Source organism: Bartonella occidentalis (assembly GCF_037070875.1).
Taxonomy (GTDB): domain Bacteria; phylum Pseudomonadota; class Alphaproteobacteria; order Rhizobiales; family Rhizobiaceae; genus Bartonella.
In genome coordinates this window covers 157,566-184,478 of record NZ_JAYMZJ010000002.1, presented here as the reverse complement: position 1 = coordinate 184,478, position 26,913 = coordinate 157,566, and the positions used below count along the sequence as shown (strand labels likewise).

Below are 26,913 nucleotides of genomic sequence, written 5' to 3'. Positions count from 1 at the left end.
ACAAACTGAATTTATCTATTTTTTTAAGCTTATAAGGACATTTAACACTGATTATGATTGTTGTTAAATGTTCATGCGGTATTTGGCAAAAATCCTATAAATATTCTGCTATATAAGGGAGAGGGGGGATGAATTTTGTGCGTTGTCAGAAAGTGTCTTTAGCATGATAAGATTTCTGAAAAATATAGGAAAAAGTTGAAGAAATTAATGTTTCATAAAGTGGCTTCTAAAACAGAAATTTCCAAAAAATATTTAAGGGTTTTGTAAAAAATTGTAATAGAAATGAAAGGAAGATTTTCCTATCAGAAAACTGTAGAAGATATTACGTGCTTCTACAGTTTGTTACTTTTTACAGTTTTAAGTTTACTTTTCTATAACACCACATGCTAGACGTGCACCACCTCCACCTAATGGCAATGGGTGATCTGAATTGTTATCTCCTCCTAAATGAATTATTAACGAGCGGCCGCTAATTTCAGAAATTTTTTTAATTTTTGGTGCAATAACACTCATTGTTGCTTTACCATGTTCATCGACATAAAGTGCAGGTAAGTCACCAAGATGTCCATTAACATTGTAAGGTCCAAGATGTTTGTTGGTATTTTTCGGATCATAATGTCCTCCTGCAGCACCACCAACTACACTGTCTTTTGTATCACACGAAGGATACATGTGTACATGAAAGCCATGTAAACCTTCTGGAAGACTAAATAAATCTGGCGTAAAAATTAATCCATGTATATTTTCTTCAATTGTTATTATACCTATATCTTTTTTTACATTATCTTTTCCAAGTTCATAAATTTTTACTTGAGTTGACATTGCTAATGATGTAGATGCGTAAGTTAAAAATGTAAATAAAGCTAGTAAAGGAAAAAAAATCTTATTCATATAACACCTTTTATATTTGTTTTAACTAAAAAATACTTTTCAAAGTCATTTAATAATTATAAAAATTATATTTTATACTTGTAATGCAGCTTTTTAGTTTATTTAGGTTTGTATGACACATTACTTTATTAAAAAAGTAATTTATGCTATAAGTAGGACACTATTTTTTTTGAGCAAATGTGATTTAAAATCTTTATAAGCTTAAAGAAATCAACCCAGGTTATCGCTTACTAGTTGAAAACAATTTTTCTATCTATAAGCAACATAGCTTGTGTAGTCATTTATTATCTATACGATCACATTCCTAAATAAGTCTTAATAAACACATTTTTAGGATACATTTTTAGGATATAGAAAAATCCAAGTAAGAAATATTGAATACTTTAACAGTAATTAAATTAATAATACGGTCAAGGTTTTTTCCGTTATATAATTTATCAATTAATCGATTATCCGCATTTTACAAGGTGTTTTTGTCTCAATTTATTATGCATATAAATTGCCTGTAAAGACACAAAGTGTTCCGATTAAAATACCCAATACTGATCCTATTGTTGCACCAATTATTACGCTAATAAAGAATGTTATACTTACACCCATTGCAATAATTGGCCCAAATCCTGGAAGAGCAATATAACCATAAGCTGCAAGAATTGCTGCAATTGCTCCAGAGACACTACCGTTTAAACTTCCAATGAGTGCGAGTTCTTTAATAGAATTATAAATTTTTTTAAAAAAAATTCTCTGTTGTCCATTTGGGTCAAGGCTGCTACAAATCTTAGAATAAATCATATTTTTTGCTTTCATTTTTTATATTAATTGTTCCAGAATAATCGATAGATATGAAAAAATGACATTTTTTGAATTCTACTAAAGCACGCCAAATGCCTTTGTCATCTAAACGCAATCGTTTAATATCTTTAAAACCGCTGCGTGTTAGATAAGTCTTAATTTGCGAAGCAGTAAATGAATTGTGGCCTGGTTTAGTAATATTTTTGGTAAAAGTATAATTAGGGATTTGACAATAAAGACTATTGATTTCTCTTCCTATTGAATCTGCAATAATAAATGATGTACATACAATCATCATAAAAAAAATAGTTAATTTCAAATTTATACTTAACTTCATTGTATCACTATTTATTTAAGTTAAACGATGATTTTAAATATTCATCTCATACGCTTAATTAACCTTTATATTTACTTAAGGTTCCCACATCTATTTTATATTTTTGATATTATACTTAACAGTAAGATTATTAAAAAATTAAATTGATTCACTACAATTGTTTTTTTGATGATATTGTTTGTAATGCCGCAAGTGCGAGTTTCTTAAATAGAATTGGAATCTTTCTTTATTGCCAAATTCTCGATTATACTTTTACCAAAAATATCACTAAACCAGGCCACAATTCATTTACTGCTTCGCAAATTAAGACTTATCTAACGCGCAGCGGTTTTAAAGATATTAAACGATTGCGTTTAGATGACAAAGGCATTTGGTGTGCTTTAGTAGAATTCAAAAAATGTCATTTTTTCATATCTATCGATTATTCTGGAACAATTAATATAAAAAATGAAAGCGATGTGAAAGCCTGAAAGAAATTAATTAAGCGTATGAGATGATATTAAGTATAAATTTGAAATTAACTATTTTTTTTTATGATGATTGTATGTACATCATTTATCATTGCAGATTCAATAGGAAGAGAAATCAATAGTATTTATTTACTTAAATATGAACTTCACAACATTCATATTGTTAAGTAATTGGTATAGAAGGGGAACTTAATATGTATACAGATTTTAACAAGGTTTATAATTCAAAAAAATATCTTTAAGCTGTGGCTCTTTAACACGACTAACTGCTTCTTGTACGGAAACCCATTCACATATACGTTGTTTTTTTTCTGGCCAGTTTTCCTCTTGATGCAAATAGAGCACGGCAAAAACGTAAACACAGAGTTTTCTATTTTCCTTTATCTTAAAATTTGATTTTTTATATTCATAAGTACCTATAGGATATGCATCACTTGTACCCCGCACGCCAGCTTCTTCAAAGGCTTCTTGTAATGCAGCTTGTGAAAAAGATTTTTTGGGGATCGGCCATCCCTTTGGTATGATCCACCGTCCAGATCTTCTACTAGTAATAAGAAGAAATTCAGGACTTTCATTTCTTATGCGATAAACCAATGCGCCAACTTGCAAAAAACATCCATTATCTAGCAAAATATACTTATTATGAGCTACGCTAGTATTATTAATTTCTATCATATAAGCTTAATCGTTCAGTCAATTTGATTGGAAATATTTGCATAATCCCTTTTAATCCGGAGCCAGGGTACATACCTTCTCTCATCAAAAAGTTACGTAACGGTGAACAATTACGTAATACTCCAAGCCCAACACTTCGCATAATATGTACAGGCAACATATTAGAAAGTAAAGCATTATTGAACATGTGAATAAATACGCTCCGAATAATTATATCCGATTTACGACGTCGGTTATAGTGCATAATAATCGTTTTAAAGTCAAAATCAGATATTTCGTTGGGCACAACATCAATTAAAGTTTGAACATCACGAAATCCTAAATTTAATCCCTGCGCTCCAATAGGAGGAAGGACATGAGCTGTTTCTCCTACTAAAATTGTTCGATTAGCAGCAAAACAATGAGAAATAAGTCCTGAAAGAGGCCACGCTTGAACTGATGTTTCTAATGTTATCTTTCCAAGTATTGATTGCATTTGATTTTCAATCACTTTTGCAATTGCTTTTTGCTCTAAAATTAATAGTTCTTTAGCACGCAAAGAATTGACAACCCATACAAGACTAGACCTATTCCCTGGTAACGGAACCTGTGTAAATGGACCATATTCTGTGTGAAATTCAATTGATGTATTTTTATGTGGAACGTCGTGTGAAAAATTTAAAACCAATGCTGTTTGAGAATAATCCCACTGTTTTATGCCTATTCCCGCGGCTGTACGTGTTAAAGAATTGCGCCCATCCGCGGCAATAATGAGCGACGTTTTAATAACTGTATCGTCTGCAAGAGTGATGGATACGTGATTTTGCTGATAATTAAAAAATTTTGCCGGAGAAAAAAATCTTACAATATTCGGTGTACGCAGAATAGAATTTTTTAAAGCATTGTTTAATTCACTGTTGGGGACGTTATACCCAAAAGCCTCTTCACCAATTTCAGTTGAACAAAAATTTACAGTAGGAGCACGCACAACTCTAGAGGTTATATCAATAATTTTGATAAAAGATAGAGCCGCAGCATGATGTTTGAGAGTACCCCAAATATTTAACTTTTGAAGTAAACGAATAGCTGGCATCATAAGAGCTGTTGTACGCAATTCATCTGCGTGAGCAGGTGGGCCAATAAGGGAAACTGAATACCCCTTATGTGCAAGGCTAAGTGCTGCTAACATACCGACTGGACCTGCACCAATAACAGTAATACTTTCATGTTTGTTTTTTTGAAATGTCACAACTACTTAAACCTTTCCTAATCTATCAACTATTTTAACTTTTCTAAGTGAATAATCTCTTTTTATTACATAAAACTCTCCTATTATATTATATAAGCAGTAACATAAATAAAAAATAACTTTTCAACACGATATAAAAAAGTAACTTTTTTGTGTTTTTTATAAATGAATCATATCATAAGAAAAACATGACATATGAATAAAGGGGATAAAAGCTTTAAAGTGAGGATAACAAAACTTTGAAACGTAAACTGACAAAAAGAATAAAAACTAAGGCTGATCTGTTGCGCCATAAGACAGTAACGATGCCGCAAGCGAAGGCTTTTTCTGTCCATCTATTAACAGCGTCGGGTTCATTTTTAGCATTTCTTTCTCTTATATCTGCATCTGAAAAAGAATGGACTGCTATGTTTTGTTGGCTTGGACTAGCACTTCTCGTTGATGGTATCGATGGGCCAATTGCGCGCAAACTTGATGTTAAGTACGTTCTTCCAACATGGTCTGGAGAACTATTAGATAACATTATTGATTATGTAACTTATGTTTTAATTCCAGCTTTTGCTCTTTACCAAAGTGGTTTTATGGGATCGAGAGTATCGTTTTTATTGAGCGCTATCATTGTTATTTCATCGGCTATTTATTACGCTGATACTGGAATGAAAACCAAAGAGAATTTTTTTAAAGGATTTCCCGTAGTTTGGAATATGATGGTTTTTATGCTTTTTGTAGTCAGACCAGGAGAATGGGTTGCTTTTACTATTATAGCCTTATCAGCAGTTGTATCTTTTTTACCAATTTATTTTATACACCCAGTTAGAGTTATTCGTTTGCGCAAACTTAATTTTTCAATTTTTCTCTTATGGTGTGCTTTTGGCGTTTCTGCGTTTTTTTACCAACTTAATGCTCCATCTTGGATTAAGATAGGAATTTCAATAACAGGAATTTATATATATTGTATTGGTGCTGTTATGCAGTTATTTCCTCAATTAGGTGTGCAAAAAAACGTTAAAACAATGAAGTAGGTACTTTAAGAAGGGCATAAAATGCAAATTGATTTTGGGGGCGGTAATGACATTTCTTTTACAAAAGAGGGTTATGCTGGTATCATAAAGCTTACACGTTCTTCTGCATTAAATGCTCTTAATCATAGGATGATTTCTGCTTTCCAAGAAGCTCTCAGTACATGGGAAAAAGATGATGATATTTTATGTGTTTTAATTGAAGGAGAGGGACGTGCCTTTTGTGCTGGTGGAGATATTGTAGAGATCTATCATATGAAAGATATAGAATCTTCTTATCAATATTTTCGTGATACTTATCGTTTAAATGCTTATATTAAGCGTTTTCCAAAGCCTTATGTCTCTTTTTTGAATGGTATTTGTATGGGAGGAGGGGTTGGTATTTCTGTACATGGCTCGTATCGGATTGTTACAGAAAATACACTCTTCGCTATGCCGGAAGGTGCTATTGGTTTTTTTCCAGATGTTGGTGCAAGCTTTTTTTTGCCTCCTCTTCCAGATTATTTTGGTGTTTACCTTGCTTTGACAGGTATGCGTATAAGATGGGGAGATTGTTTAAATTTAAGGTTAGCAACTCATGCAGTTTCAGCAATTGAACTAGATGTTATTAGAAAAGCGATTATTGAGCAGGGAAGCCCTATTTTAGCTTTGAAAGAACGGGCAATCACAAGGGACTATGAAACAAATCATGAAATACGCAGTGTTATTAGAACTTGCTTTAGTACACAAACACTAGAAGAATGTATAGAGTTGCTTTATAAAAGAAGCAATGAAGGACTTTTATTTGCTAAAAAATGTTATAATATTTTACAATCACGTGCTCCAACGAGCTTGAAAGTTATTTGGAAACAAATGAAACAAAGTTCATTTAAATCTCTGGAAGATTGTATGAAAATTGAAAATCGTATTGCACATCACATGATTGATACGCATAATTTTCGTGAAGGTGTGCGTGCAACGTTGATTGACAAGAGCTATACACCTAGATGGTATCCCAATAAACTGTCAGATATAACAGACGAAATGATCAACGCTTATTTTCAACCCGTAAAACGAGAATTATTGTTTTGATAAATAGCACTCAAAAACATACTTCAAAAATCAATATATTATTATTAATTTATAGCTTTTATTTAAGATTTTTAGCGCTAATTTGCTTGAGTTTGAGTATTTTTTATTGGTTACGTCTTGTTGGTGTATTTCCTGGAGTTTTATGGCAATTTGATCTTATGCCATGGCAATGGAAATTTTTAACAGGCACATTAGCTATTATTTATCCTATCGCATTAATTGGGCTTTGGATGTATTCACCGTGGGGAATTGTCTTATGGTGCATAGCAGTATTTACCGAAACATTTGTGATAAAAACTCTTTGTTTTGATTCAGTTTCTACCTATCAGTCGCTTATGCCATTATTTCACGGAACACTATTCTTAATTTTTATGATATTACAAATTATGATAATTTTCTTTAAAAAAAAATCTGGAACTGATACTTCTGGAATAGGATCAGACCAGTAATATTGATCCTATCCGAGAGTTTTTGTTTATCTTAAGTAAATGGAACCCACCATAAGTCCCACACACTGGTTACCTTTGTTGAAAATATCCATAATAATGTCGCTATTGTTCCCCAAAGCGCTGATACTACCATATATGTATCCTTTCTATTAAAAAGTTCCATAATATATATTATGCGATATGTGAAAACGAATAAAAATTTATAACTTCGTTAATAATGATCATATTACCGTCATATAATTCACTTTTATAACACAATTATGTCAAAAATAAGTCTTTTATATGCAAATAAAATATCAGAATATATTTTACTTACATTAGTATAGATATTAATTTGGTTTTAAACATAAATACTTTGTCCATTATAAATTCTTGATCAACAGCAAGATAATTTAAAAATTTTACGATTATTCAAAGATATAGTTTCATTAAATTTAAAAAGACAAGACTAGTAAATTATGTAAAAATATAAGATTGTTCTCAATTCTATGTTTGTTAGATAAAAGTTCATTTGGCGGCAATAAATATCCGAAGAATTTATCATTTTGTTGTGTATCATTGTAATTGAAGTACTTTTTTCTGGATATTAAATAATATTTTTAAAATATTTTATTTATATCTCAAAAGTAAGGCCTTGATATGCAGGCTTAATGTGCGGTGGAATATAGTTAATAAGCTCATTGTAATCAAGCGATCTATCCATATGTGTTAATATAGCTTGCTTTGGTTTCAAATATTTTATCCATTGCAATGCTTGATCAACTGAAAGATGGCTTGCATGAGATTCAAACTGAAGAGCCTCAATAATTAAAACATCCAAATTCATTAATTTTGGTAACGTTTTTTCAGGAAATTTGCTAACATCTGTACAATAAGCTACATTTCCGAAACGAAAACCTAAAGAGTGGATACCACCATGAAATTGTAAATGTGTATTAACTGTTATTGCACCGCCCTGCCCCTGAATTGTAAATTGGCTATCTTCATTGATAAGATTTTCTTTTAAAATTGGTGGATAAAATGAGTCTTTCGGTGTTTGAAAACAGTATCCAAAAGAATTTTTTAGATGCTTCAGTGTAAACGCATCTGCATAAACATCTATCAGACATTTTTGTGCAAGCGCATAGCTACGCAAATCATTAATACCATGAGTATGATCGGCATGGGAATGTGTATAAATAGCTGCATCAAGGTGGCTTACATGTGCATCAATCATTTGTGAACGAAAATCTGGACCAGTATCAATAATAACTGTTGTTTTTTTACCTGATTTATTGATGCGCTCGACCAATAAGGAGCTTCTGTAGCGTTTATTTTTAGAATTATTCGGATCACAAGCTCCCCAATCACCATTGGGACGTGGTACTCCTGGAGAAGAACCACAGCCTAAGATTGTAAATCGATACCGATCCAACATACCTTTGACCTTATTTCATTTTGTTAAATAAGCGAAAAGCATTCTGTGTCGTTATCTGAGCTACTTCTTCAAGACTTAAGTCAATAGTTTCAGCCAAAACAGATGCTGTAAAACGCACAAAAGATGGCTCGTTTGTTTTACCTCGATGAGGAATAGGTGCTAAAAACGGAGCATCTGTTTCAATCAACAATTGCTTATGAGGCACAATTTTTGCTATTTCACGAACTTCAAGCGCATTTTTGAATGTAAGAATACCTGAAAAAGATATATAACCACCAAGCTCAATACCAGTACGAGCAAGCTGCATTCCCGATGAATAACAATGAAATACAAACGGAAAAGATCCTTCTTTTGTCTGTTCGCGTAATATTCTCTCCATATCTGTATCAGCATTGCGTGAGTGAATAATAATGGGTAATTGTGTTTCTCGAGAAGCAATAATATGTTCTAAGAGAATTTTTTGTTGCTCTTCAGGTGAGGAGTAATCATAATAATAATCAAGCCCTGCTTCTCCAAACGCAACAATTTTGGGATGTTTTGATAAGCGAATAAGGTTTTCAGCTGTGATATTTTGTTCTTCATGAGCATGATTAGGATGGGTACCAACAGAACAAAATACTTGGTCATATGTCTGTGTGATTTCTAAAAGCCTATCCAATTTATGAACATGTGTTGAAATCGTTATCATACGTTTAACATCAGCATCTAAAGCCCGTTGTATAACATCATTCAAATTTTGTGAAAAATCTTCAAAATCAAGATGACAATGTGTATCAATTAGCATGATGAATATCGTCTTTCTTAATAATATAACGAGGGAAAATTGGTTGTGGTGGCGGAAGATCAATATCTTCTTGAATCTTTGAACTACTTATATGACACAGTAATCGATCTTCTTTAGGAATTGCAAGGCTATCAAGAATTTTTGCAGCTGATTGTGGTATAAAAGGCAATAACATAATTCCAATTCGCCGCAGAATTTCTACAGTTATGTAAAGAACTGTACAAAATCTTTCTTGATTATTTTTGCGTAAACTCCAAGGTTGTTCATTGGCAAAATAACGATTAGCACTTGCAACAAGTGAAAAAATGGCTGAAAGAGCTGCATGCATTTTCTGAGATAACATGGCTTGGCGCACAATTTCAAGTGTTTGAAGAGATTGTTCCAAAAGCTGTTCATCTTGAACTAATAATGCAGCTGGTATAGGAACTTTTGCATCACAATTTTTAGCAATCATAGACAAAGAACGCTGTGCTAAATTACCAAGATCATTTGCAAGATCGGCGTTAATACGATTTACAAAGTTATCATGGCTATAACTTCCATCTTGGCCAAATGGCACTTCACGGAGCAGAAAATAACGAACTTGATCAAGACCATAGTGATTGACCATTTCAAAAGGATCAACTACGTTTCCAATGGACTTTGACATTTTTTCTCCGCGATTAAGTAAAAAACCATGAGCAAAGATGTGCTTAGGTAATTCAATTTTGGCAGACATTAAAAATGCAGGCCAATAAACTGCATGAAAACGAATAATATCTTTACCAATGATATGAATATCTGCAGGCCAAAAGTTACGATTTTTTGAATTTTTATCGAAATAGCCAATTGCTGAGAGATAATTTGTAAGCGCATCAACCCAGACATACATCACATGTTTTGGATTCTCTGGAACACAAACACCCCAAGTAAAACTTGTCCTTGAAATGGAAATATCTTTTAAGCCAGATTTAATAAAACTGATAACTTCGTTACGCCGTTCAAAAGGAGCAATAAAATCAGGATGTTTTTCATAATAGTCAAGAAGAGCTTTTTCATAACGCGAAAGTCTAAAAAAGTAACTTTCTTCTTCGTTCCATTCAACTGGAGAACCTAATTCTTTTTCACGACGAATTTTGTCTTCCCCAATTTCAGTATCCTTTTCTTCATAATAAGCTTCCTGACGAACTGAATACCAACCGCTATAACGGCCAAGATAAATATCGCCGTTAGCTTCCATCTTTTTCCAAATTTCTTGACACGCTTGACAATGTCTCTCTTCTGTCGTACGGATGAAATCGTCGTTAGAACAATTGAATACCGCAAGCATTTTTTTAAATACAGCACTATTATTGTCTGCAAGTTGTTGAGGTTTTATACCTAACGCTTGTGCTGTCTGTTGCATTTTCAGACCATGTTCATCCGTTCCAGAAAGAAAAAATACACTCTTACCATCTAGTCGTTGAAAACGAGCTAAAGAATCACTTGCAATAGCACTATAGGCATGCCCAATATGTGGAGTACCATTAGGATAGAAAATTGGAGTTGTTATATAATATGTGTCACGCATGTCATACTCGTTTTAAAACGCAATCAAAGATACAATGACATAACGCCTGTTAATCATATTGTCACGAAAAAAGCTCACTCTCACGAATGATCTTATGCACTTTAAAAAGCAAATTGATAATGAATTGTTTTTTATCAATGTTAAATAACCGTATTTCCTCTATTTCCTGATAAATCTCCTGCCACGCTTCTGCACATTTTTTTGAAAAAGTAAAACTTCCTCTTTCAGCTAACATGATAGCTCTTTTTTGAATTTTATCAAGAATTTCATCACAAAACTGTTGAAATTGAATACCTGCAGACAAGGACGAATGTGTTTGAGCAAAAGCGTGTACCATAGCAGGATTACAAACAGGCTGTTCTAAAAAAGCATCAATGTTTTTTATAATTTCAAGTCCGTCATGATAAATAAGTAATGCTGCTTTCCGAGGGATTCCTTTGGATCTTTGAATAATTATATCAATCGTTTCTTCATCGGTTACTACTTGGTTAGAAAAAACATGTCTAATAACTTGTTTCATCTCTTTATCATGCAATGGTCGCAAAGAAATTTGTTGACACCGTGAACGAATGGTTGGAAGCAATTTACCTGAAGAATGGGTGATGATGATAAATAAAGTTTTTGCAGGAGGTTCTTCAAGCGTTTTAAGAATTGCATTAGCTGCATTTACATTCATATCATCTGCTGGATCAATAATAACAATGCGCCACCCATTGTCTTGTGATGTTTGATTTAAAAAATGGGTAATATCACGAATATCATCAATGGATACAACTGTTTTAAATTTTTGGGTTTTAATATCAAAACGACGTGAAATATATAAAAGGCCAGGATGGCAGCCTTGCATAATTTGGTGCCATACAACTGAATTACACTGTGGTTGCAGAAAATTTTCTTTTTGAGAACTTAAAATATTCCAAGCAAAATGAAAAGCCAATGTGGCCTTTCCAATTCCATATTCTCCTTCAAACAATAAAGCGTGATGTAAACGCCCTTCTTTTTGCATTTCTGCCAAAAAATGACGAGCATCCTCATGTCCAAAAATAACATTATTCTGTGAAGGCAATAAAACCGTATCTATGGAGTCATATTGACGCAAAAAATTTATATTATTCATTAATATGATCCAACATTACCTGATGACAAATGTCTTTTATTTGATGTGAAATAACTTCCACTGCTTGTGTTGCATCAATTACACGAAATCTATGAGGCTCTTGTTTTGCTAATTGGAGAAAAGCTTGGCGTCTTTGTTCTTGAATTTCTAGTTCACTTTTTTCAAAATAATCAATTATGTCTGCTTTTTTTCGTCTCAAATTTGCACGTTTCATACCACATGCTGCTGATATATCTAACAAAAATGTTAAATTAGGCATTATCCCATTTACAGCAATACATTCTAAAACAGAAAGAGTACAGGGAGTTACCATACCATTGAGTCCCTGATAAACACGTGTAGAATCAATAAAGCGATCACATAAAACGACTTTACCTTTTTGCAAAGAAGGAGCAATGACTTCGGTAACGTGATCAACACGTGCTGCTGTAAATAAAACTGCTTCAACTAAAGAACCATAACGTTGTGCTTGACCCGACAATAAAATATGGCGTATTGCTTCTGCACCTGCTGTTCCTCCAGGTTCTCGTGTTGTAACAACATCATAGCCTTTGCTACAAAGGTACTGAGCAAGCAAAGATATTTGGGTTGTTTTCCCTGCTCCTTCGCCCCCTTCAAATGTGATAAAATAACCTGACACGTATAAGCCTTAACCATTAAATTGAAGCATCTGTTACAAATATTTCCGTAACCATCCAATTGTTATTTCATATAATGCATCTTTTAATTTGGCAAAAAAGTTTCCTTCCTGAACATTAACTCCAGCAAAAATTGGTTTTTCAAGAAGAATTTTGCGATTTTCCAAAATTTGGATAACACCAACTTGTTGTCCTGAAAAAACGGGAGCTTTCAATGGGCCTTGATATTTAATTTTTGCTTTAATATCATTTTCTTTTTCGTTGGAAAGCATAAAATTTATCGGCTTTTTAATAATAAGTGGAACAAGATTTTGTGATCCACCGTAAACAGGAGCATAACCAACTGTCTCCCCCTTTGTAAAAACTGTTTTAAAATCAAAAGACATCATTGCCCATTGAAGAATACGTTCTATTTCCTCTGTGCGCCTTTTATCATTTTGCAAACCATTTATCGCTAAAAAAAGACGTCGATGATTCTTACAAACTGCTACAACCATTGAAAAGCCCTCCTTTTCACTGTAGCCAAAACCAAATCCCTCGACACCTGTTGTCTTTAAAATAAGCGGATTTTTATTGCGTTGAAAAATTTTATTCCAAGTAAAATTGGGTTCATGGTACATTGCATAATAACGAGGATATTCATGAGCAATATGACGTGCTAATGTAATCATATCGCGCAATGTCACAAACTGCCCTTTTGCAGGAAATCCTGTTGCATTAACAAAGTGACTATGTGACAACCCAAGCACCTTTGCTCGCTGATTCATTAATTTTGCAAAATTAGCCTCACTCCCTGATATTCCCTCAGCAAGGATAATAGCTGCATCATTTCCATTGACAACAATTAAGCCCCTTAACAGATCAGAAACACTAATTCCTGTCTTTACTTTTGCAAACATAGTGGTTGTACCAGAAGGCGCTCCACCTTTACGCCAAGCATTTTCACTAACTTTAAATATCTGTGTGCTGCTTAATATTCCTTCCTTTAATTGGTGAAACACCACCTCAGCTGTCATCAATTTTGTTAATGAAGCTGGAAAAAAAGTAATATCACTCCGTTTGTCAAACAGTACTGTACCCGTATTATCATCTAGTAATAATAATTGTGGAGCAGAAGTTTGAAAATTTGCCGCCCCTCCTCTTCCATTCGAGGCCAACACTAAAGATAAGGTCAATAAAACCCTTAACATTACACACATAGCTGACCCTCCTAAAGGATCAGCATAAAGAATCTTCATTCATAAGAAAAGACTTGTTTATTTTCTATAAACTAAGAATCGACATATAAACTTATGACCATTTTCGTTTATAGAGACCCAAATAATGCATTACTCTCTGTTTTTAGCATAAAACTTATTCAAATTTTACAAACGCACTCAAAATACAATAAAAACTTTAGGAACTCTCTATTTATAACAGCACTTAATTCCTGTATCATGAATAAGATTTTCACTACAACCTGTCATTTTCAAGCAGCTGTGACTATTATAATATTTGCATAATTAAAAATAGTACTACCTTTTTTCAAAACCAATAGCTAATTACTCTACTTTATCTTTTTGTTCGCTTCGTTCATGAAAGCTACTTGATCAAACACTATAGGTTTATTAACCAAAACAGGACCAATTTCTGGTAATTCTACTGATACAATATTATTCAATTGTTTTTGTTTATGTATATCCTGAGCCGAGTGATTCTGATTGTTCGCACCAAACTTACTTAAAATACTACTTTCTCTTTTTTTATGAAGATCTGCCAATGCCAATGAGGACTGAGCATTATTCCAAATCGTATAAGAAGCCATTAAATAAGCACCATCATAATAGCCAGCTGGTGCTGCAGAAACATATTCTACTTTAACATTTGCTAAACCCTCATTTACATAACCAAGCATTATCGCTGCTTGTTTTGATAAATCAATGATTCTATCCTTCATAAAAGGACCGCGATCGTTCACTCTAACAATTATAGAAGATCCATTTTCCAGGTTAGTAACACGAGCATAACTAGGCAAAGGCATCGTAGGATGAGCGGCAGTCAAAAGGTTCATGTTATAGATTTCACCATTTGCAGTTAAACGTCCATGAAAATATGAGCCATACCATGATGCTTGTCCAATACGCTTATAAGTTGGATCATCTTTAGGATAGTACCATTTTCCTTTTATTTGATAAGGTTGCAAATTAGCTACCCTTTTTTTGGATTTGTTTTGCACATTTGAAACTTTTTTAGGTAAAGAGACAGTTTTTTCATTCGTTGTTTTATTATGGTCAGATTTTTTTGTTGCAAAGTGTGCTGTATTAATTGTGCTGCAGGATATTAATATCTGAGAAACAGCTGCTACAGAAACAAATTGAAATGTCGATTTAATATTAATAATTGAAATAATTTTTTTTGTGCTGTTAAGCATTTGTCATCCCGCTTATTTTCGTTGACTATTTATAACAAAAAGACGAATCATACTTCTACACGCGCTAAGAAAATCTATTCATAAATTACGTCTCTTTAAACACCAATGGTATCCTTAAAATTTACTTTTTATCAAGAGATTAATACATATTAATTTTTTATTATATGCAGAAAAAAGTAAATGTTATCTCGTAAGACGTCCAAACACACTAAAATATAAAAAAATCAATGTGTTAATAAAATAAAGAAAGGGAATATAAATTGTGAATAAATAAAATATATTTTATGAAACAGTAAAAAGCTGCTTTTATTAGTGCAGAAAAAAACACAATTCAAATACTTATATGCTATTTTATAGGATATCTTATGACACTTTGGTGAGCGCGCAGGGATTCGAACCCTGGACCTACTGATTAAAAGTCAGTTGCTCTACCAGCTGAGCTACGCGCTCCCTAACAAACTATATCGCTTGTAGAAAGTGAGTGAAACATACGGTCGACTTTTGATTTGGTCAACACCTTTTAAAAAAAATATTGCTCTTTATTTAAGTTATCAATATTTTTCTGACTAGTTTCCCCTTTTCATCATTAGATACAATTTTTATCTTGTCCAAATTTAAACAAAAATTACAGCTCATCACAAGAGGACATTTGAGAAATACCAATATTACCCTTTTCCTAAAAAAATTATTCTCATATTTAGTAGTATTTATACACTAATTTTTAACATTAATACGTAATTTAAGTGCTTTTCTATGCTATTATAGAAGAATACATCTTTATTATTATATAATTTAGCAATAATTATAGTTATAATATTATAAAATACATCATTTAAATAATAAATAATAATAAAGTTATTATAAAAATGTATTATATAATAATGAAAATTCTATTTCATTGATCTATGTATGATATATATTATAAAATATGCAATTGCATTTTTAAGAAATGCAAACTTTTCTTATTAAAATTTATTGTAAAATTATCAATAATATAATTAATTAAAATAAAAAATTTTATTTTAATTATAAATTTTAAAGTAAAATATATTTTTATTTATTTTTCAATTTTTTGATTGGAATGTTGAATGCTTACATGTAAACAATATGAGCTACTCTTGTTCATTCACAATCATACAAAAGAAACTGGAATTCCTCCCTCTTTTGATGAAATGAGAACTGCGTTGGAGCTTGCTTCAAAATCTGGAATTCATAGGCTTGTTACTGCCTTAGAAGAACGGGGCTTTATACATCGTTTGCCCAACCGTGCTCGTGCAATGGAGGTTATCCGCTTCCCCGATAAAATAACATTCAATCTCTCTTCAGCACGTAAAATTTTTCCTAGTGTAATGGAAAAAAATAAAAGAAAACTATCAAAAAATTTTAGTAATTTTGATTCAGAAGATGAAAAAAATGTTACCATTCCCATTATGGGTCGTATTGCTTCTGATGTCCCTATTTCTGCCATATTACAACAAACAAATACACTTTCTTTGCCACAAAACATGATCAGCTCGGGAGAACATTATGCTTTAGAAGTTAAAGGTGATTTTATGATTGAAGCTGGTATTCTTGATAAAGATACTATTATTATTAAATCTCAAAGTACAGCAATATCCGGTGAAATTGTTGTTGCATTCATTGATAAAAAAGAAGCAACTTTAAAACGTTATCGGCGCAAAGGAGCTTTAATTACATTAGAAGCTGCAAACTCTTATTACGAAACACGTATATACGAGCCTGAACGTATACAAATACAAGGTAAACTTATTGGACTTATTCGAAAATATTAAAAAATGAACATAATTAATTATATATATACTTCATATGATAAAATATTATTTAGTAATATTTATATGTTACTATGTACATTAATAAAATACTGTAGAAAAAATACATAAATTTTATTTTCAATTTTATTAAAAGAACGTAAAAAATAAAACTCTATTATTTTAAAATAGCTGCAATAATCATAAAAATAGTCTTATTCACCAAACACATTGAGTGCATTGATTATTATCAGATAACAAACATATACAAGTAGTTTATAAAGCAATCTCTTTACAGCTATGATTTTTTTATTGATTCAATTTCTATAAAATATTTTTCTAAGACCATGCATGATGCTTATTAAAAGTTTTTAACAATATTCTAATCGGTATAGCTTTTAGATGAGCATGAATTGTATTCTATATTTCATTAGCGATATTATTTGCAAATCTAAAATATTATACAGAAAATTATAAAAGAACCTTGATTTAAAAAATCATAAATGCTTATGATAAAGGTCAAATAGTATGAAATTATTACAAATAAAAATTAAATTTTGGAATACTTTTATAACTTAAGCAGATAATATGGGCGTATAATATTAATTGCAGCATTATATTTTTTACCCTCATTTTGATAAGGCTTTGAAAGCTATGTATTTTCCTTTTTTAATACTACTATTAACCCATTTTGCGTAACATAAAACTGCTTTCTCTTATGAAAAAATAAACTATAAAATTAAAAGATATCAGGTAATTTATCCAAATATTATTTTTTGCCAACTTTCATTGTTTGTTCAAAAAAAATAAATGAAAGTTATTATGTTTGTTTTAAAGAAAGTAAAAATTTAATATTTATTTGCATCTAATATAAATAAAATTATTTTATTATAAACAAAAAATGTATTTATGATAAATAATATATTTATCAAAATAACTATAAAACTAATATATAAAAATATTATATTCACACAATACTACTATGATTATTACATATAGAGCAATTTATTTTTACTAAATTAGTAGTATGATGCTTATAATATTTATAGAATCACTGTTTAAAATTATAAAGAAAATTTTAGGCGTATCTTTTTGTTAGTGTTTAACATTTCAATAAACTTTTAAAATCAAAAATTTTGTTATCAAGCAAATGGCTTGGACGTACATTCGTTAAGGCACGGATCATAGTGTCTTTACGTCCGGGCATTCTTTTTTCGATATCTTGTAGCATTTCCTTCATTACATTGCGTTGTAAACCATCCTGACTACCACAAAGTCTACAAGGAATAATGGGAAATCGCATTGCTTGAGAAAATTTTTCCATATCTTCCTCAGCAGCATAAACAAGGGGACGCAAAACAAAAAGATCTCCCTCATCGTTTATAAGCTTTCCTGGCATAGCCGCTAATCGGCCACCATGAAACAAATTCATAAAAAACGTTTCTAAAATGTCATCTCGATGATGCCCAAGAACTAATGCCGAGCATCCTTCTTCACGCGCAATACGATATAAATGACCACGTCGCAATCGAGAGCAAAGCGAACAATATGTTTGTGTATATTCCAATTTATCTGTAACAATTGAATAAGTATCTTGGTATTCAATACGATGTGGAATTTGATAAGATTTTAAAAAGTTTGGAAGAATATGTTTTGGAAATCCTGGTTGTCCTTGATCAAGATTACAAGCTAAAATTTCAACAGGCAAAAGGCCACGCCATTTTAAGTCTAAAAGCAGCGCCAATAAACCATAAGAATCTTTTCCACCTGACAAAGCAACAAGCCATTTTTTTCCTGAAGAAAACATCGAAAAATCATCTAACGCCTGTCGCATATGGCGTAAAAGTCGTTTACGCAATTTATTAAACTCAACAGTTGAAGGCGCAACCCGAAATATCGGATGACAATCACCAATTTCTTCCACGAAAGGATCAACTTCACTTATATTCTTTTTCATTGCCTGATACGTAACTGAAAGAGTGTTTATAATACCATATACCTGCATAATAAAAACAAAAACTTATCATGCAATGATAATGATAAAGTACATCGGATATAAAGACAGCATAGACTGGTGCTTACTTGAACTATAATACAAAAATAAAAAACAGAGCTGCATAAATTTTATATCGTTATAAATCATAACGATAAATATAATACAGCACCGTTTATCAAAATACCCGCAACTTCACAAAATATAAAGTAACAAAGTTCCTTTAAATATATACAAAATAGAGAAATATTTTTCCCTACAAAAGTTTAACGAGAATAAAATTCAACAACCAAATTAGGCTCCATTTGCACAGCATAAGGAACATCCATAAAAGCAGGAACACGAGTAAATGTTGCCTTCATCTGATTATGATCTGCTTCAATATATTCAGGCACATCACGTTCTGCTAATTGTACAGATTCCAAAAGCAAAACGAGCTGTTTTGACTTTTCACGAACTTCAATAACATCACCTGGTTTACAGCGATATGACTGAATATTCGTACGCCGACCATTTACATTGATATGACCATGATTTATGAATTGGCGAGAAGCAAAAATTGTAGGAACAAATTTTGCCCGATAGACAATAGCATCTAAACGCGATTCCAAAAGTCCGATGAAATTCTCACCAGTATCACCACGTCGACGAGCAGCTTCCTCATAAATTTTACGGAACTGCTTTTCTGAAATATCACCATAAAATCCTTTTAATTTCTGTTTAGCACGCAATTGCACACCGTAATCAGAAAGTTTTCCTTTACGACGTTGTCCATGTTGACCTGGACCATAATCGCGACGATTAACTGGAGACTTAGGGCGACCCCAAATATTTTCCCCCATACGTCGATCAATTTTATACTTCGTTGTTTCGCGTTTACTCATCGCATTTCCTTAACAAAATAAAACACAAGACCCTACAGATCTCAAGGAAACGCACCCTCCTCTGTCTTCAAGTATTAAAGACTGACAGGACACCCCTCAATATATAATATGCAAAGTTATCCACGGGACACGTCAATGAATGCCATTTTCTCGAAAGAAAATTTGAGTTAGCTTTATTGATCTTATATCAAAAAGTCAACTCCTTTCATAACGTCTAAGCCAAATCTTTTAAACAAATGTTCGGTTGAAGCCGTTATATTTTGTGATGTAAATAAAGCAAAATTTTTATGTTGATTTATATCTTGATGATGCATTTTTTCTGGTAACAAAGATCTCGCATGTTTCGCTACAGCTTTTGCTGAATCAATCCATTTAACTGGCCATAAAGCCTGTTTACGAAATAGGTTAATCAAAAAGGGATAATGCGTGCAGGCTAAAACAACAATATCAGTATATTTGCCATCTTTTTCAACAAAACATGGCAAAATTTCATGACGTAATTTTTCAGAATTGATAGGTTTGCGACGCAAATAATCTTCAGCAAATTCAGCAAGTTTCTTACTTCCAACAAGTTGAACATGGCACTGACCAGCAAATGAATTGATTAATTCATGTGTATATGCACGTTTAACTGTTCCGGGAGTTCCTAAAACGGAAATAAACCCCGATTTTGTTTGTTTAGCCGCTGACTTTATTGCAGGAACCGTCCCAACAAAAACTATATGTGGAAAATTTTGCCGTAAATCCCCAATCATCAATGTAGAAACGGTATTGCAAGCAATTACACACAAAGCAGGATTATAACGTTTTAAAATATTTGTAAAAATTCTAAAAATGCGATTTTTCAAAACATCTTCTTCCCAACTTCCATAAGGAAAACCTGCATCGTCAGCAACATAAACAAACTGAGCCTCAGGGATAAGAACGCGCATTTCCTTCAGAACAGTTAAGCCACCAATTCCACTATCAAAAAAAAGGATAGGCTTCTTAACCATCAGTGTGTACACTTATTTTAATTTTTCGACGATCACGACCTTCTGGTGCTCCACTTCCTCGCGGAAACTGAGGAGAAAAATGATCCAATGAAGATATAATTCCCCGTAGCAAACAAACTTCAGATTCGCTAAAATTAGCGCGTGTAAAAACAGAGCGCATGTTTGCAACCATCACTTCTTTGCGTTCTCTGGGTCTAAAATATCCACGGACATCCAAAGCATCTTCTAATTGAGATAAAAAACCGTGAAATGTTGTTTTATTAGCTGGCTTCATCTTTGCTGCACGAAAAGCTGTATCGTTTATATCTAACAAACCCGATTTCATCCATTCATACGACATAAGTAAAACTGCTTGTGCTATATTAAGTGATGCAAAAGCAGGATTAACTGGAAAAGTAACAATTTCATCAATAAGGCTAATCTCATCATTTTCCAATCCCCATCTTTCTCTTCCAAATAAAATACCTGTCTTATGCCCAATATTTTCACGTTGACGTAATATACTTGCTGCTTCAACAGCACTTTTTACAGGTTTAAAACCACATCTTTCACGTGCTGTTGTAGCCAAAACATAATGTAAATCTGCAATTGCATCACGCAAAGTCTCAAAAATCATTGCATCATTAATAACATGATCTGCTTTACTCGCTGCAGCTTTAGCTTTTTCATTTGGAAATACTTCTCGTGGTTTGACTAATCGAAGCTTAGAAAGCCCAAAATTTGCCATTGCTCTTGCCACCATACCAATATTTTCTGGTAATTGCGGCTCAACTAAAATAATAACTGGGCCATCTATTAAATTTTTACGATTCTTATTTGTTCCGGCCATCGATCTCACCTGATTTCATCAATTATGCTTTTATTGCTGTTTTTTAAAAGCAGCTCTTTAAAAAAATTATAATCAATTGTATTTTTGTACTCAGTACTGATGAGTTGAAACAAAAAATTCAAAAAGACTTAAAATAAGCACTTGTGTTTATAGCAATTATATAAATTGCTGTAATATTTTCTGACATCCACATAGCCTCAGTAACACACTATATGATTGTTACAAGTCATAATTTGTGTTGAATTATGACATCATGCACTTTAAAAAGAAACATGCTCTTTACTCCTCAACTTTTTCCTGCAAAACTTATTCGCCGTTATAAACGTTTTCTTGCGGATGTTAAACAAGATGATCAACATATCTTTACTGTTTTTGTTCCTAATACAGGATCAATGCTTGGATTAACAACTTTCAACTCGAATGTTTTTCTTTCATATAACAATAATCCCAAGAGAAAATATTCATATCAATTAGAGATCGTTGAAGCTAATAATACCTTGGTTGGTATTAATACGGCTTTACCCAATAAACTTGCATTGGAAGCAATTCAAAATGGGCTATTACCAGAATTAAGTGGATATAAAACGATTTTGAAGGAACAACGCTATGGCACAAAGTCACGTATTGACTTTCTCTTGCGTGATAGCATCCTTCCTGATTGTTACCTAGAAATCAAAAATGTCCATTTCATTCGCACAAAAGGATTAGCAGAATTTCCTGATACTGAAACAAAACGCGGAACGCGTCATCTTGATGAGCTTATAAAAATCGTGCAACAAGGAAAACGAGCCGCTATGCTCTACATAATTCAACGTGAAGACTGCTCCGCTTTTGCAATCTGCCATGACATCGATCCTACTTATGGAAGCAAATTTGATTTAGCACTAAAATCAGGGGTAGAATTTTATGCTGTAAAATGTCACGTAAGTGTAGAAGGTATTTTTCCGATTCATCGCGTAAAAATAGAAAATAGAAAAAATAATGGTTAATTATATTGAATATAACAAAATACCCTTAAGTTTTAATGGACAAATCCGCATTTTCGACGACCACGTTTTTAATAAAATGCGTGAGGTTGGTCGCATTGCTGCAGAATGTCTTGATGCTCTTACAGATATCATTAAGCCTGGTGTTACCACACAAGAAATTGATGATTTTGTATTTGTTTTTGGTGTTGAGCGAGGAGCTCTTCCGGCTGACTTGAATTATCATGGATACAACCATTCTTGCTGTACATCGATCAATCATGTTGTTTGTCATGGCATTCCTAATAAAAGACCATTACAAGAAGGTGATATTGTTAATGTTGATGTAACTTTTATTCTCGATGGTTGGCATGGAGATTCAAGCCGCATGTATCCTGTTGGAAAAATTAGACGAGCTGCAGAACGTTTACTAAAAATAACCCATGAATGTCTTATGAGAGGAATTGCTGTAGTTAAACCTGGAGCAACTACAGGTGACATTGGCGCAGCAATTCAACGCTATGCAGAATCTGAACGTTGCTCAATCGTGAGAGATTTCTGCGGACATGGTATCGGTCAACTTTTTCATGATGTACCCAATATTCTACATTATGGAAACCCTGGGGAAGGGATAGAACTTAAACAAGGCATGATGTTTACAATTGAACCCATGATCAACCTTGGAAAACCACAAGTTAAAATTTTATCTGATGGCTGGACGGCTGTTACGCGTGATAGATCTCTTACAGCACAATACGAACATACAATTGGTGTAACAAATGAAGGGTGTGAGATATTTACCCAATCTCCTAAAGACATTTTTTATATTTCAAATTCATATGCCTAAATAAATGTAGAAATATTATGGCTAAAAAAGGAAATAATAAGGAGAACAGCCAAAGCAGCAACATTGCGCTAACACTGGATTCCCCACTTAGCTCAATACCAGAAAAGAAAAATGCGAAGATTCAAAAGAATTCGCAGACACATAAGCATTATCAGGGACATCGTGAACGTCTGCGAAAACGTTATTTAAAGACAAAAGGAGATGCAATTGAAGATTATGAATATCTTGAATTATTGCTTTTTCGTACTATCCCTCGAGCAAACACAAAACCAATAGCTAAGAACTTGATAAAACGTTTTGGTTCATTAGCTGATGTGTTGGGTGCTGATATTCACCTGCTTCAAGAAGTTCATGGATGTGGCCCAGCGACTGCAATCGATTTAAAAATTATTTCAGATGTCGCTGGACGTCTTGCTCGCGCGCAATTGTTTAAACGTGATATTTTTTCATCGTGGGATAAAGTATTAGCTTATTGTAAAGCTGTCATGGCTCATGAAACACGCGAACAGTTTCGTATCTTATTTCTTGATAAGAAAAATGGATTACTTGCTGACGAAGTACAACAAACTGGAACTATTGATCATACTCCTGTCTATCCTCGTGAAGTAATTTCTCGAGCTTTGCAATTGTCAGCATCAGGACTCATTTTAGTTCACAATCACCCCTCTGGTGAATCTACACCTTCTCAAGCAGATATATCAATGACATATAGACTAAAAGATGCCGCAAATGCATTAGGCATTGTTATTCATGATCATCTTATTATCGGTCGTAACAACTACACAAGCTTTAAAGCATTGAAACTTATATGAAGTTTTCTAACCCATCCAACCTATTAGATACCACTAATATCTCCCACCCAATTTTTTTCAAAAGATTCTTGTAGTATAAATTATGAACAAGACATTAGAAGAGTTCTGGTCATGTAAATAAACTTCATTCAGTTACTTGTAGTTTTTTAATTTTCTAAATCTATATCTAATATAGCCATTGAAAAGTTGTATGATAATCCGTCCTCATCTTCATCTCGATAGATGATACCCAAAAATTCATCCCTAATATAAACTTCACAAGAATCATCCTTTTTAGGTCGTTCTCTTACCTGTAATGTTGAATTTTGGAATGTATTTTTAAAATAATTGTCGAGTTTTTTTATTTCATCAGCATTCACTACACTCTCCTATCTTTTAAATTATCAACGAATTTCTTTTTGGCACATAAAATGCATTCATAAATTTTATAAAGATCATAAAAACCTTGATTTTATTATACTAAGATTAAAATCAACTTAACCTTTTATGAAATATCCTTTATTGAAAAGCCAATTATTTTAAAATATACTCGGATAATTCTAAAAATAAAACAGTGAATACCAATCACTATAATTTTTAAACTGCTCTTTCAGTGACTGCGCTAAACATAAATTAATATGTAAAAGCTACTTTCCACGAAGTGAGATAGTTAAAACTTTTAAAGTTATTTAGATACAATAAAAGTTTTAAATAGGCGTTTTCAAAATAAAAATACCAGATTATTTTTATTACCGATCCAAACTCAATAATTTTCAAACAATAGGATAACGAGAAAGAAAATCAATAACGCCTTTTTTATAGACTTTATCTCCCACAGCAAGCATATGATCTCGACCAGGTATTGATAGCGATTCGCCATGGGGCAATAATGCAGCTAACGGCTCTGGCGCACCACCGATCTCATCCGATGAACCAACAGCAACAAGTGTAGGTTGCTTAATTTTGTAGACTTCATCTGCCGTTAATTCTTGTTTTGATGTGATAACACACGCAGCAAGAGCACGTTTATCACTTTTAGTTTTATCTGCAAATTTACGAAACATTAAACCGCGCGGATCTGTAATAGTAGAAATATCTTTTGCTAAAAGAGCCTCAGAGACAGGTCTCCAATCCCCTGCCCCTGTTACCATACCAATACCTAAACCACCAAAAATAACACTATGTACATATGTTGGATACAAAAGAGCCATAAATGCACTGATTCTAGCACCCATAGAATATCCCATAACATGAGCTTGAGATAATTTTAAATGTTGTAGCAATTTAACCGCATCGCCAGCCATAGCTTGAGGTGTATAAAAAGAAGGATCATAGCTCTTATCTGAATCTCCATGCCCACGATTATCAAGAGCAATAACACGATATCCTGCTTCAGTAAGAGTACGAAACCAACTCGTCGCATACCAATTTATACGTGCAGAAGAAGCAAAACCGTGAATTAATAAAACAGGAGAACCCTCTCCTTCTTCTCGGTAAGCAAAGCGCAAACCATCGTATTCAAAAAAACAAACATTTTCAGCTGTCATTCTTATTACTTTCACACTCTCCACAAATAACGGGATGAAGAACTCGTTGCCCCCTTTTTATCTTTTTTTCAGAAACTTCACCAGCATTAACTTCAATAACAAAAGCAGCAGGAACTTTTGACGAAATTATATCTTTCGAAAATGGGGAAGTATTCTCAACAATCGAAACGATTAATCCTTCAGCGTTCAAAAAAATCATATCTAAGGGTAAAGGTGTATTCGCCATCCACATAAGCATTTCCCTCTCATCCCTTAAATTATCATTGACCTGATTCCTAAAAAGCATGGCACGGTCACGTGGAAAATTAGTACGATACATTAAACCAGCTGCTGATTGAGATGCGGTAAAAGCAAGTTCTACTTTATACGAAAAAATATCTTCTTTTGTTTGTATTACTAATAGAACTGGGTGAACAGGAATATTTATAGGCTTTTTTATCATAGCCACACCAGTTATTAGTATAAAAAGCAGTGCCAACTGAAGAATTTTTCCTTTTTTTAGAATCCTCAACATTTTCATCTTCACCCACACACTGCCTTTAAATAAAACAAAACCCAAAGACTTTTAAAAGCTAAATCAAAATAAGATAGACAATTCAGTGTGTAGCAAAAGGAATCCCAATATCTGGATAAATTTCTGCTGTCATCAAGCCTTTCTCCCCTTTACCAAAACGGATAAGAACGACCTGACCAGAACGAAGCTCTGCCAAACCAAAACGACGCAACGTCTCCATATGTATAAAAATATCTTCTGTTCCTTGTCCTCGGCTAAGAAAACCGAATCCTTTATCGCGATTAAACCACTTAACAATTGCACGCTCTAAACCACTCTCTGGAGTCACAATAACATGCGTACGTGCTGGAATTTCTGATGGATGAACAGCTGATGAGCAATCTATAGACTTCACTTGAACACACTTCAACCCTCGCTCAGTTTTTTCAACAGCACAAACAATCTTCGCCCCTTCCAATGCTGTCTGAAAGCCATCTCTTCGCATCACAGTAACATGCAATAATATATCTGAGAATCCAGGCAAATCAGGTAAAATAAACCCATAGCCTTTACTTCCATCAAACCACTTAATGACGCCACTAATCTCAATAATTTCACCACAAGCGCCTAAGCTGTCTTCGGACATGAAATGATCTTTTAATGCATCCTTACTCGTCATAATAAAACGTGATCCTGTTAGGTCTAAATTACACCACATTGATTCTTTCGTGTAAGTAAATATCGTTCCTACATTAACACGCAAGTCCCAAGATAAGATTTCCCCATATTGTCGCATCTCGTGTGTTTAATCATCTCGAATATTTATATAGATCCATAAAAACATTTTAGAATATGTTTTACATTCTTATTAACAGAGAGATGATACGAAATATTTTTACACTGTGATATTTTCATGAATGAAACTTGCATAATGAATAAGTTCAAGATAAAGT

General features: G+C 32.9%; 28 protein-coding genes and 1 tRNA gene. 8 read left to right on the top strand and 21 right to left on the bottom strand.

Annotated features, from left to right (window positions below; all coding sequences use genetic code 11):
* Positions 1-363 precede the first annotated feature (363 nt).
* From sodC to WCP78_RS04315, 3 genes are all read right to left on the bottom strand, one after another.
* Entirely contained in the window at positions 364-891 is a 528-nt protein-coding gene (sodC, locus tag WCP78_RS04325; RefSeq protein ID WP_336279285.1) for a superoxide dismutase [Cu-Zn] SodC, read from the bottom strand.
* A gap of 486 nt (positions 892-1,377) precedes the next feature.
* Positions 1,378-1,698 carry a hypothetical protein gene (locus tag WCP78_RS04320; RefSeq protein WP_336279284.1) on the bottom strand — a complete coding sequence of 107 codons (321 nt, stop codon included), beginning with the start codon at positions 1,696-1,698 and terminating at the stop codon, positions 1,378-1,380.
* Positions 1,670-2,020, bottom strand: coding sequence for a hypothetical protein (locus WCP78_RS04315; RefSeq protein WP_336279283.1), 351 nt, complete (start codon positions 2,018-2,020; stop codon positions 1,670-1,672). Before WCP78_RS04315 ends, WCP78_RS04320 begins: the two co-directional genes overlap by 29 nt.
* Positions 2,021-2,193: 173 nt before the next feature.
* Here WCP78_RS04315 and WCP78_RS04310 point away from each other — a divergent pair, with 173 nt between their 5' ends.
* Positions 2,194-2,490 carry a hypothetical protein gene (locus WCP78_RS04310; RefSeq protein ID WP_442895300.1) on the top strand — a complete coding sequence of 99 codons (297 nt, stop codon included), beginning with the start codon at positions 2,194-2,196 and terminating at the stop codon, positions 2,488-2,490.
* 207 nt (positions 2,491-2,697) lie between these two features.
* Here WCP78_RS04310 and WCP78_RS04305 read toward each other — a convergent pair whose 3' ends face one another.
* Both WCP78_RS04305 and WCP78_RS04300 read right to left on the bottom strand, forming a co-directional pair.
* Positions 2,698-3,165 (bottom strand): NUDIX hydrolase, encoded by a 468-nt coding sequence (locus WCP78_RS04305; protein ID WP_336279282.1) that lies wholly within the window; start codon positions 3,163-3,165, stop codon positions 2,698-2,700.
* Positions 3,152-4,393 carry a UbiH/UbiF family hydroxylase gene (locus WCP78_RS04300; RefSeq protein ID WP_336279281.1) on the bottom strand — a complete coding sequence of 414 codons (1,242 nt, stop codon included), beginning with the start codon at positions 4,391-4,393 and terminating at the stop codon, positions 3,152-3,154. Before WCP78_RS04300 ends, WCP78_RS04305 begins: the two co-directional genes overlap by 14 nt.
* A 239-nt stretch (positions 4,394-4,632) precedes the next feature.
* Here WCP78_RS04300 and pcsA point away from each other — a divergent pair, with 239 nt between their 5' ends.
* From pcsA to WCP78_RS04285, 3 genes are read left to right on the top strand one after another with little or no spacing between them, the layout of a single operon-like run.
* On the top strand, positions 4,633-5,415 hold the full coding sequence (pcsA, locus tag WCP78_RS04295; RefSeq protein ID WP_336279280.1) for a phosphatidylcholine synthase: 783 nt from the start codon (positions 4,633-4,635) through the stop codon (positions 5,413-5,415).
* A gap of 21 nt (positions 5,416-5,436) precedes the next feature.
* Positions 5,437-6,483 carry an enoyl-CoA hydratase/isomerase family protein gene (locus WCP78_RS04290; RefSeq protein ID WP_336279279.1) on the top strand — a complete coding sequence of 349 codons (1,047 nt, stop codon included), beginning with the start codon at positions 5,437-5,439 and terminating at the stop codon, positions 6,481-6,483.
* Entirely contained in the window at positions 6,480-6,932 is a 453-nt protein-coding gene (locus tag WCP78_RS04285; RefSeq protein ID WP_336279278.1) for a DUF6163 family protein, read from the top strand. The genes WCP78_RS04290 and WCP78_RS04285 overlap by 4 nt, the downstream gene beginning before the upstream one ends.
* 613 nt (positions 6,933-7,545) lie before the next feature.
* On the opposite strand, the gene WCP78_RS04280 is transcribed toward WCP78_RS04285, so the two are convergent.
* From WCP78_RS04280 to WCP78_RS04245, 8 genes are all read right to left on the bottom strand, one after another.
* A complete protein-coding gene (locus WCP78_RS04280) occupies positions 7,546-8,349 on the bottom strand; it encodes an MBL fold metallo-hydrolase (RefSeq protein ID WP_336279277.1) in 804 nt (267 codons plus the stop codon).
* Positions 8,350-8,359: 10 nt separating this feature from the next.
* Positions 8,360-9,133: a TatD family hydrolase gene (locus WCP78_RS04275; RefSeq protein ID WP_336279276.1), complete on the bottom strand. Its 774-nt coding sequence runs from the start codon at positions 9,131-9,133 to the stop codon at positions 8,360-8,362.
* Entirely contained in the window at positions 9,123-10,682 is a 1,560-nt protein-coding gene (metG, locus tag WCP78_RS04270) for a methionine--tRNA ligase (protein ID WP_336279275.1), read from the bottom strand. The genes WCP78_RS04275 and metG overlap by 11 nt, the downstream gene beginning before the upstream one ends.
* A gap of 61 nt (positions 10,683-10,743) precedes the next feature.
* The gene (locus WCP78_RS04265) at positions 10,744-11,799 is read right to left on the bottom strand and encodes a DNA polymerase III subunit delta' (protein WP_336279274.1); all 1,056 of its coding nucleotides are present in this window, start codon (positions 11,797-11,799) and stop codon (positions 10,744-10,746) included.
* Positions 11,792-12,439, bottom strand: coding sequence for a dTMP kinase (tmk, locus tag WCP78_RS04260; protein ID WP_336279273.1), 648 nt, complete (start codon positions 12,437-12,439; stop codon positions 11,792-11,794). The genes WCP78_RS04265 and tmk overlap by 8 nt, the downstream gene beginning before the upstream one ends.
* A gap of 33 nt (positions 12,440-12,472) precedes the next feature.
* The gene (locus WCP78_RS04255) at positions 12,473-13,636 is read right to left on the bottom strand and encodes a D-alanyl-D-alanine carboxypeptidase family protein (protein ID WP_336279410.1); all 1,164 of its coding nucleotides are present in this window, start codon (positions 13,634-13,636) and stop codon (positions 12,473-12,475) included.
* 347 nt (positions 13,637-13,983) lie between these two features.
* Complete coding sequence (locus WCP78_RS04250; protein ID WP_336279272.1) at positions 13,984-14,847, bottom strand: septal ring lytic transglycosylase RlpA family protein; 864 nt, start codon at positions 14,845-14,847, stop codon at positions 13,984-13,986.
* Between the two features lie 374 nt (positions 14,848-15,221).
* Positions 15,222-15,297 (bottom strand) — tRNA-Lys (locus WCP78_RS04245).
* A 638-nt stretch (positions 15,298-15,935) separates the two neighbouring features.
* On the opposite strand from WCP78_RS04245, the gene lexA reads away from it, so the two are divergent.
* A complete protein-coding gene (lexA, locus tag WCP78_RS04240) occupies positions 15,936-16,640 on the top strand; it encodes a transcriptional repressor LexA (protein WP_336279271.1) in 705 nt (234 codons plus the stop codon).
* A gap of 1,078 nt (positions 16,641-17,718) precedes the next feature.
* Here the strand turns inward: lexA and ttcA are convergent.
* The 4 genes from ttcA to WCP78_RS04220 all read right to left on the bottom strand — a co-directional run bounded on the left by ttcA (position 17,719) and on the right by WCP78_RS04220 (position 21,317).
* The gene (gene ttcA / locus WCP78_RS04235) at positions 17,719-18,573 is read right to left on the bottom strand and encodes a tRNA 2-thiocytidine(32) synthetase TtcA (protein WP_336279270.1); all 855 of its coding nucleotides are present in this window, start codon (positions 18,571-18,573) and stop codon (positions 17,719-17,721) included.
* 302 nt (positions 18,574-18,875) lie between these two features.
* Positions 18,876-19,493 carry a 30S ribosomal protein S4 gene (rpsD, locus tag WCP78_RS04230; protein WP_336279269.1) on the bottom strand — a complete coding sequence of 206 codons (618 nt, stop codon included), beginning with the start codon at positions 19,491-19,493 and terminating at the stop codon, positions 18,876-18,878.
* A gap of 182 nt (positions 19,494-19,675) precedes the next feature.
* Positions 19,676-20,488: a glutamate racemase gene (gene murI / locus WCP78_RS04225; RefSeq protein WP_336279268.1), complete on the bottom strand. Its 813-nt coding sequence runs from the start codon at positions 20,486-20,488 to the stop codon at positions 19,676-19,678.
* Positions 20,481-21,317: an RNA methyltransferase gene (locus WCP78_RS04220; protein WP_336279267.1), complete on the bottom strand. Its 837-nt coding sequence runs from the start codon at positions 21,315-21,317 to the stop codon at positions 20,481-20,483. Before WCP78_RS04220 ends, murI begins: the two co-directional genes overlap by 8 nt.
* 272 nt (positions 21,318-21,589) lie before the next feature.
* On the opposite strand from WCP78_RS04220, the gene sfsA reads away from it, so the two are divergent.
* Genes sfsA through radC form a run of 3 tightly spaced genes read left to right on the top strand, consistent with a single transcriptional unit; the run spans position 21,590 to position 23,941 of the window.
* Complete coding sequence (sfsA, locus tag WCP78_RS04215; protein ID WP_336279266.1) at positions 21,590-22,306, top strand: DNA/RNA nuclease SfsA; 717 nt, start codon at positions 21,590-21,592, stop codon at positions 22,304-22,306.
* On the top strand, positions 22,299-23,129 hold the full coding sequence (gene map, locus WCP78_RS04210; RefSeq protein ID WP_336279265.1) for a type I methionyl aminopeptidase: 831 nt from the start codon (positions 22,299-22,301) through the stop codon (positions 23,127-23,129). Before sfsA ends, map begins: the two co-directional genes overlap by 8 nt.
* 17 nt (positions 23,130-23,146) lie before the next feature.
* Positions 23,147-23,941 carry a RadC family protein gene (radC, locus tag WCP78_RS04205; RefSeq protein ID WP_336279264.1) on the top strand — a complete coding sequence of 265 codons (795 nt, stop codon included), beginning with the start codon at positions 23,147-23,149 and terminating at the stop codon, positions 23,939-23,941.
* Positions 23,942-24,087: 146 nt separating this feature from the next.
* Here radC and WCP78_RS04200 read toward each other — a convergent pair whose 3' ends face one another.
* The 4 genes from WCP78_RS04200 to WCP78_RS04185 form a co-directional block, all read right to left on the bottom strand.
* Positions 24,088-24,300 carry a DUF3126 family protein gene (locus WCP78_RS04200; RefSeq protein WP_336279263.1) on the bottom strand — a complete coding sequence of 71 codons (213 nt, stop codon included), beginning with the start codon at positions 24,298-24,300 and terminating at the stop codon, positions 24,088-24,090.
* 393 nt (positions 24,301-24,693) lie between these two features.
* The gene (locus WCP78_RS04195; RefSeq protein WP_336279262.1) at positions 24,694-25,467 is read right to left on the bottom strand and encodes an alpha/beta fold hydrolase; all 774 of its coding nucleotides are present in this window, start codon (positions 25,465-25,467) and stop codon (positions 24,694-24,696) included.
* Positions 25,457-25,981: a DUF192 domain-containing protein gene (locus WCP78_RS04190; RefSeq protein ID WP_336279261.1), complete on the bottom strand. Its 525-nt coding sequence runs from the start codon at positions 25,979-25,981 to the stop codon at positions 25,457-25,459. The genes WCP78_RS04195 and WCP78_RS04190 overlap by 11 nt, the downstream gene beginning before the upstream one ends.
* A gap of 82 nt (positions 25,982-26,063) precedes the next feature.
* Positions 26,064-26,639 carry a cold-shock protein gene (locus WCP78_RS04185; protein ID WP_336279260.1) on the bottom strand — a complete coding sequence of 192 codons (576 nt, stop codon included), beginning with the start codon at positions 26,637-26,639 and terminating at the stop codon, positions 26,064-26,066.
* Between the last annotated feature and the right edge of the window lie 274 nt (positions 26,640-26,913).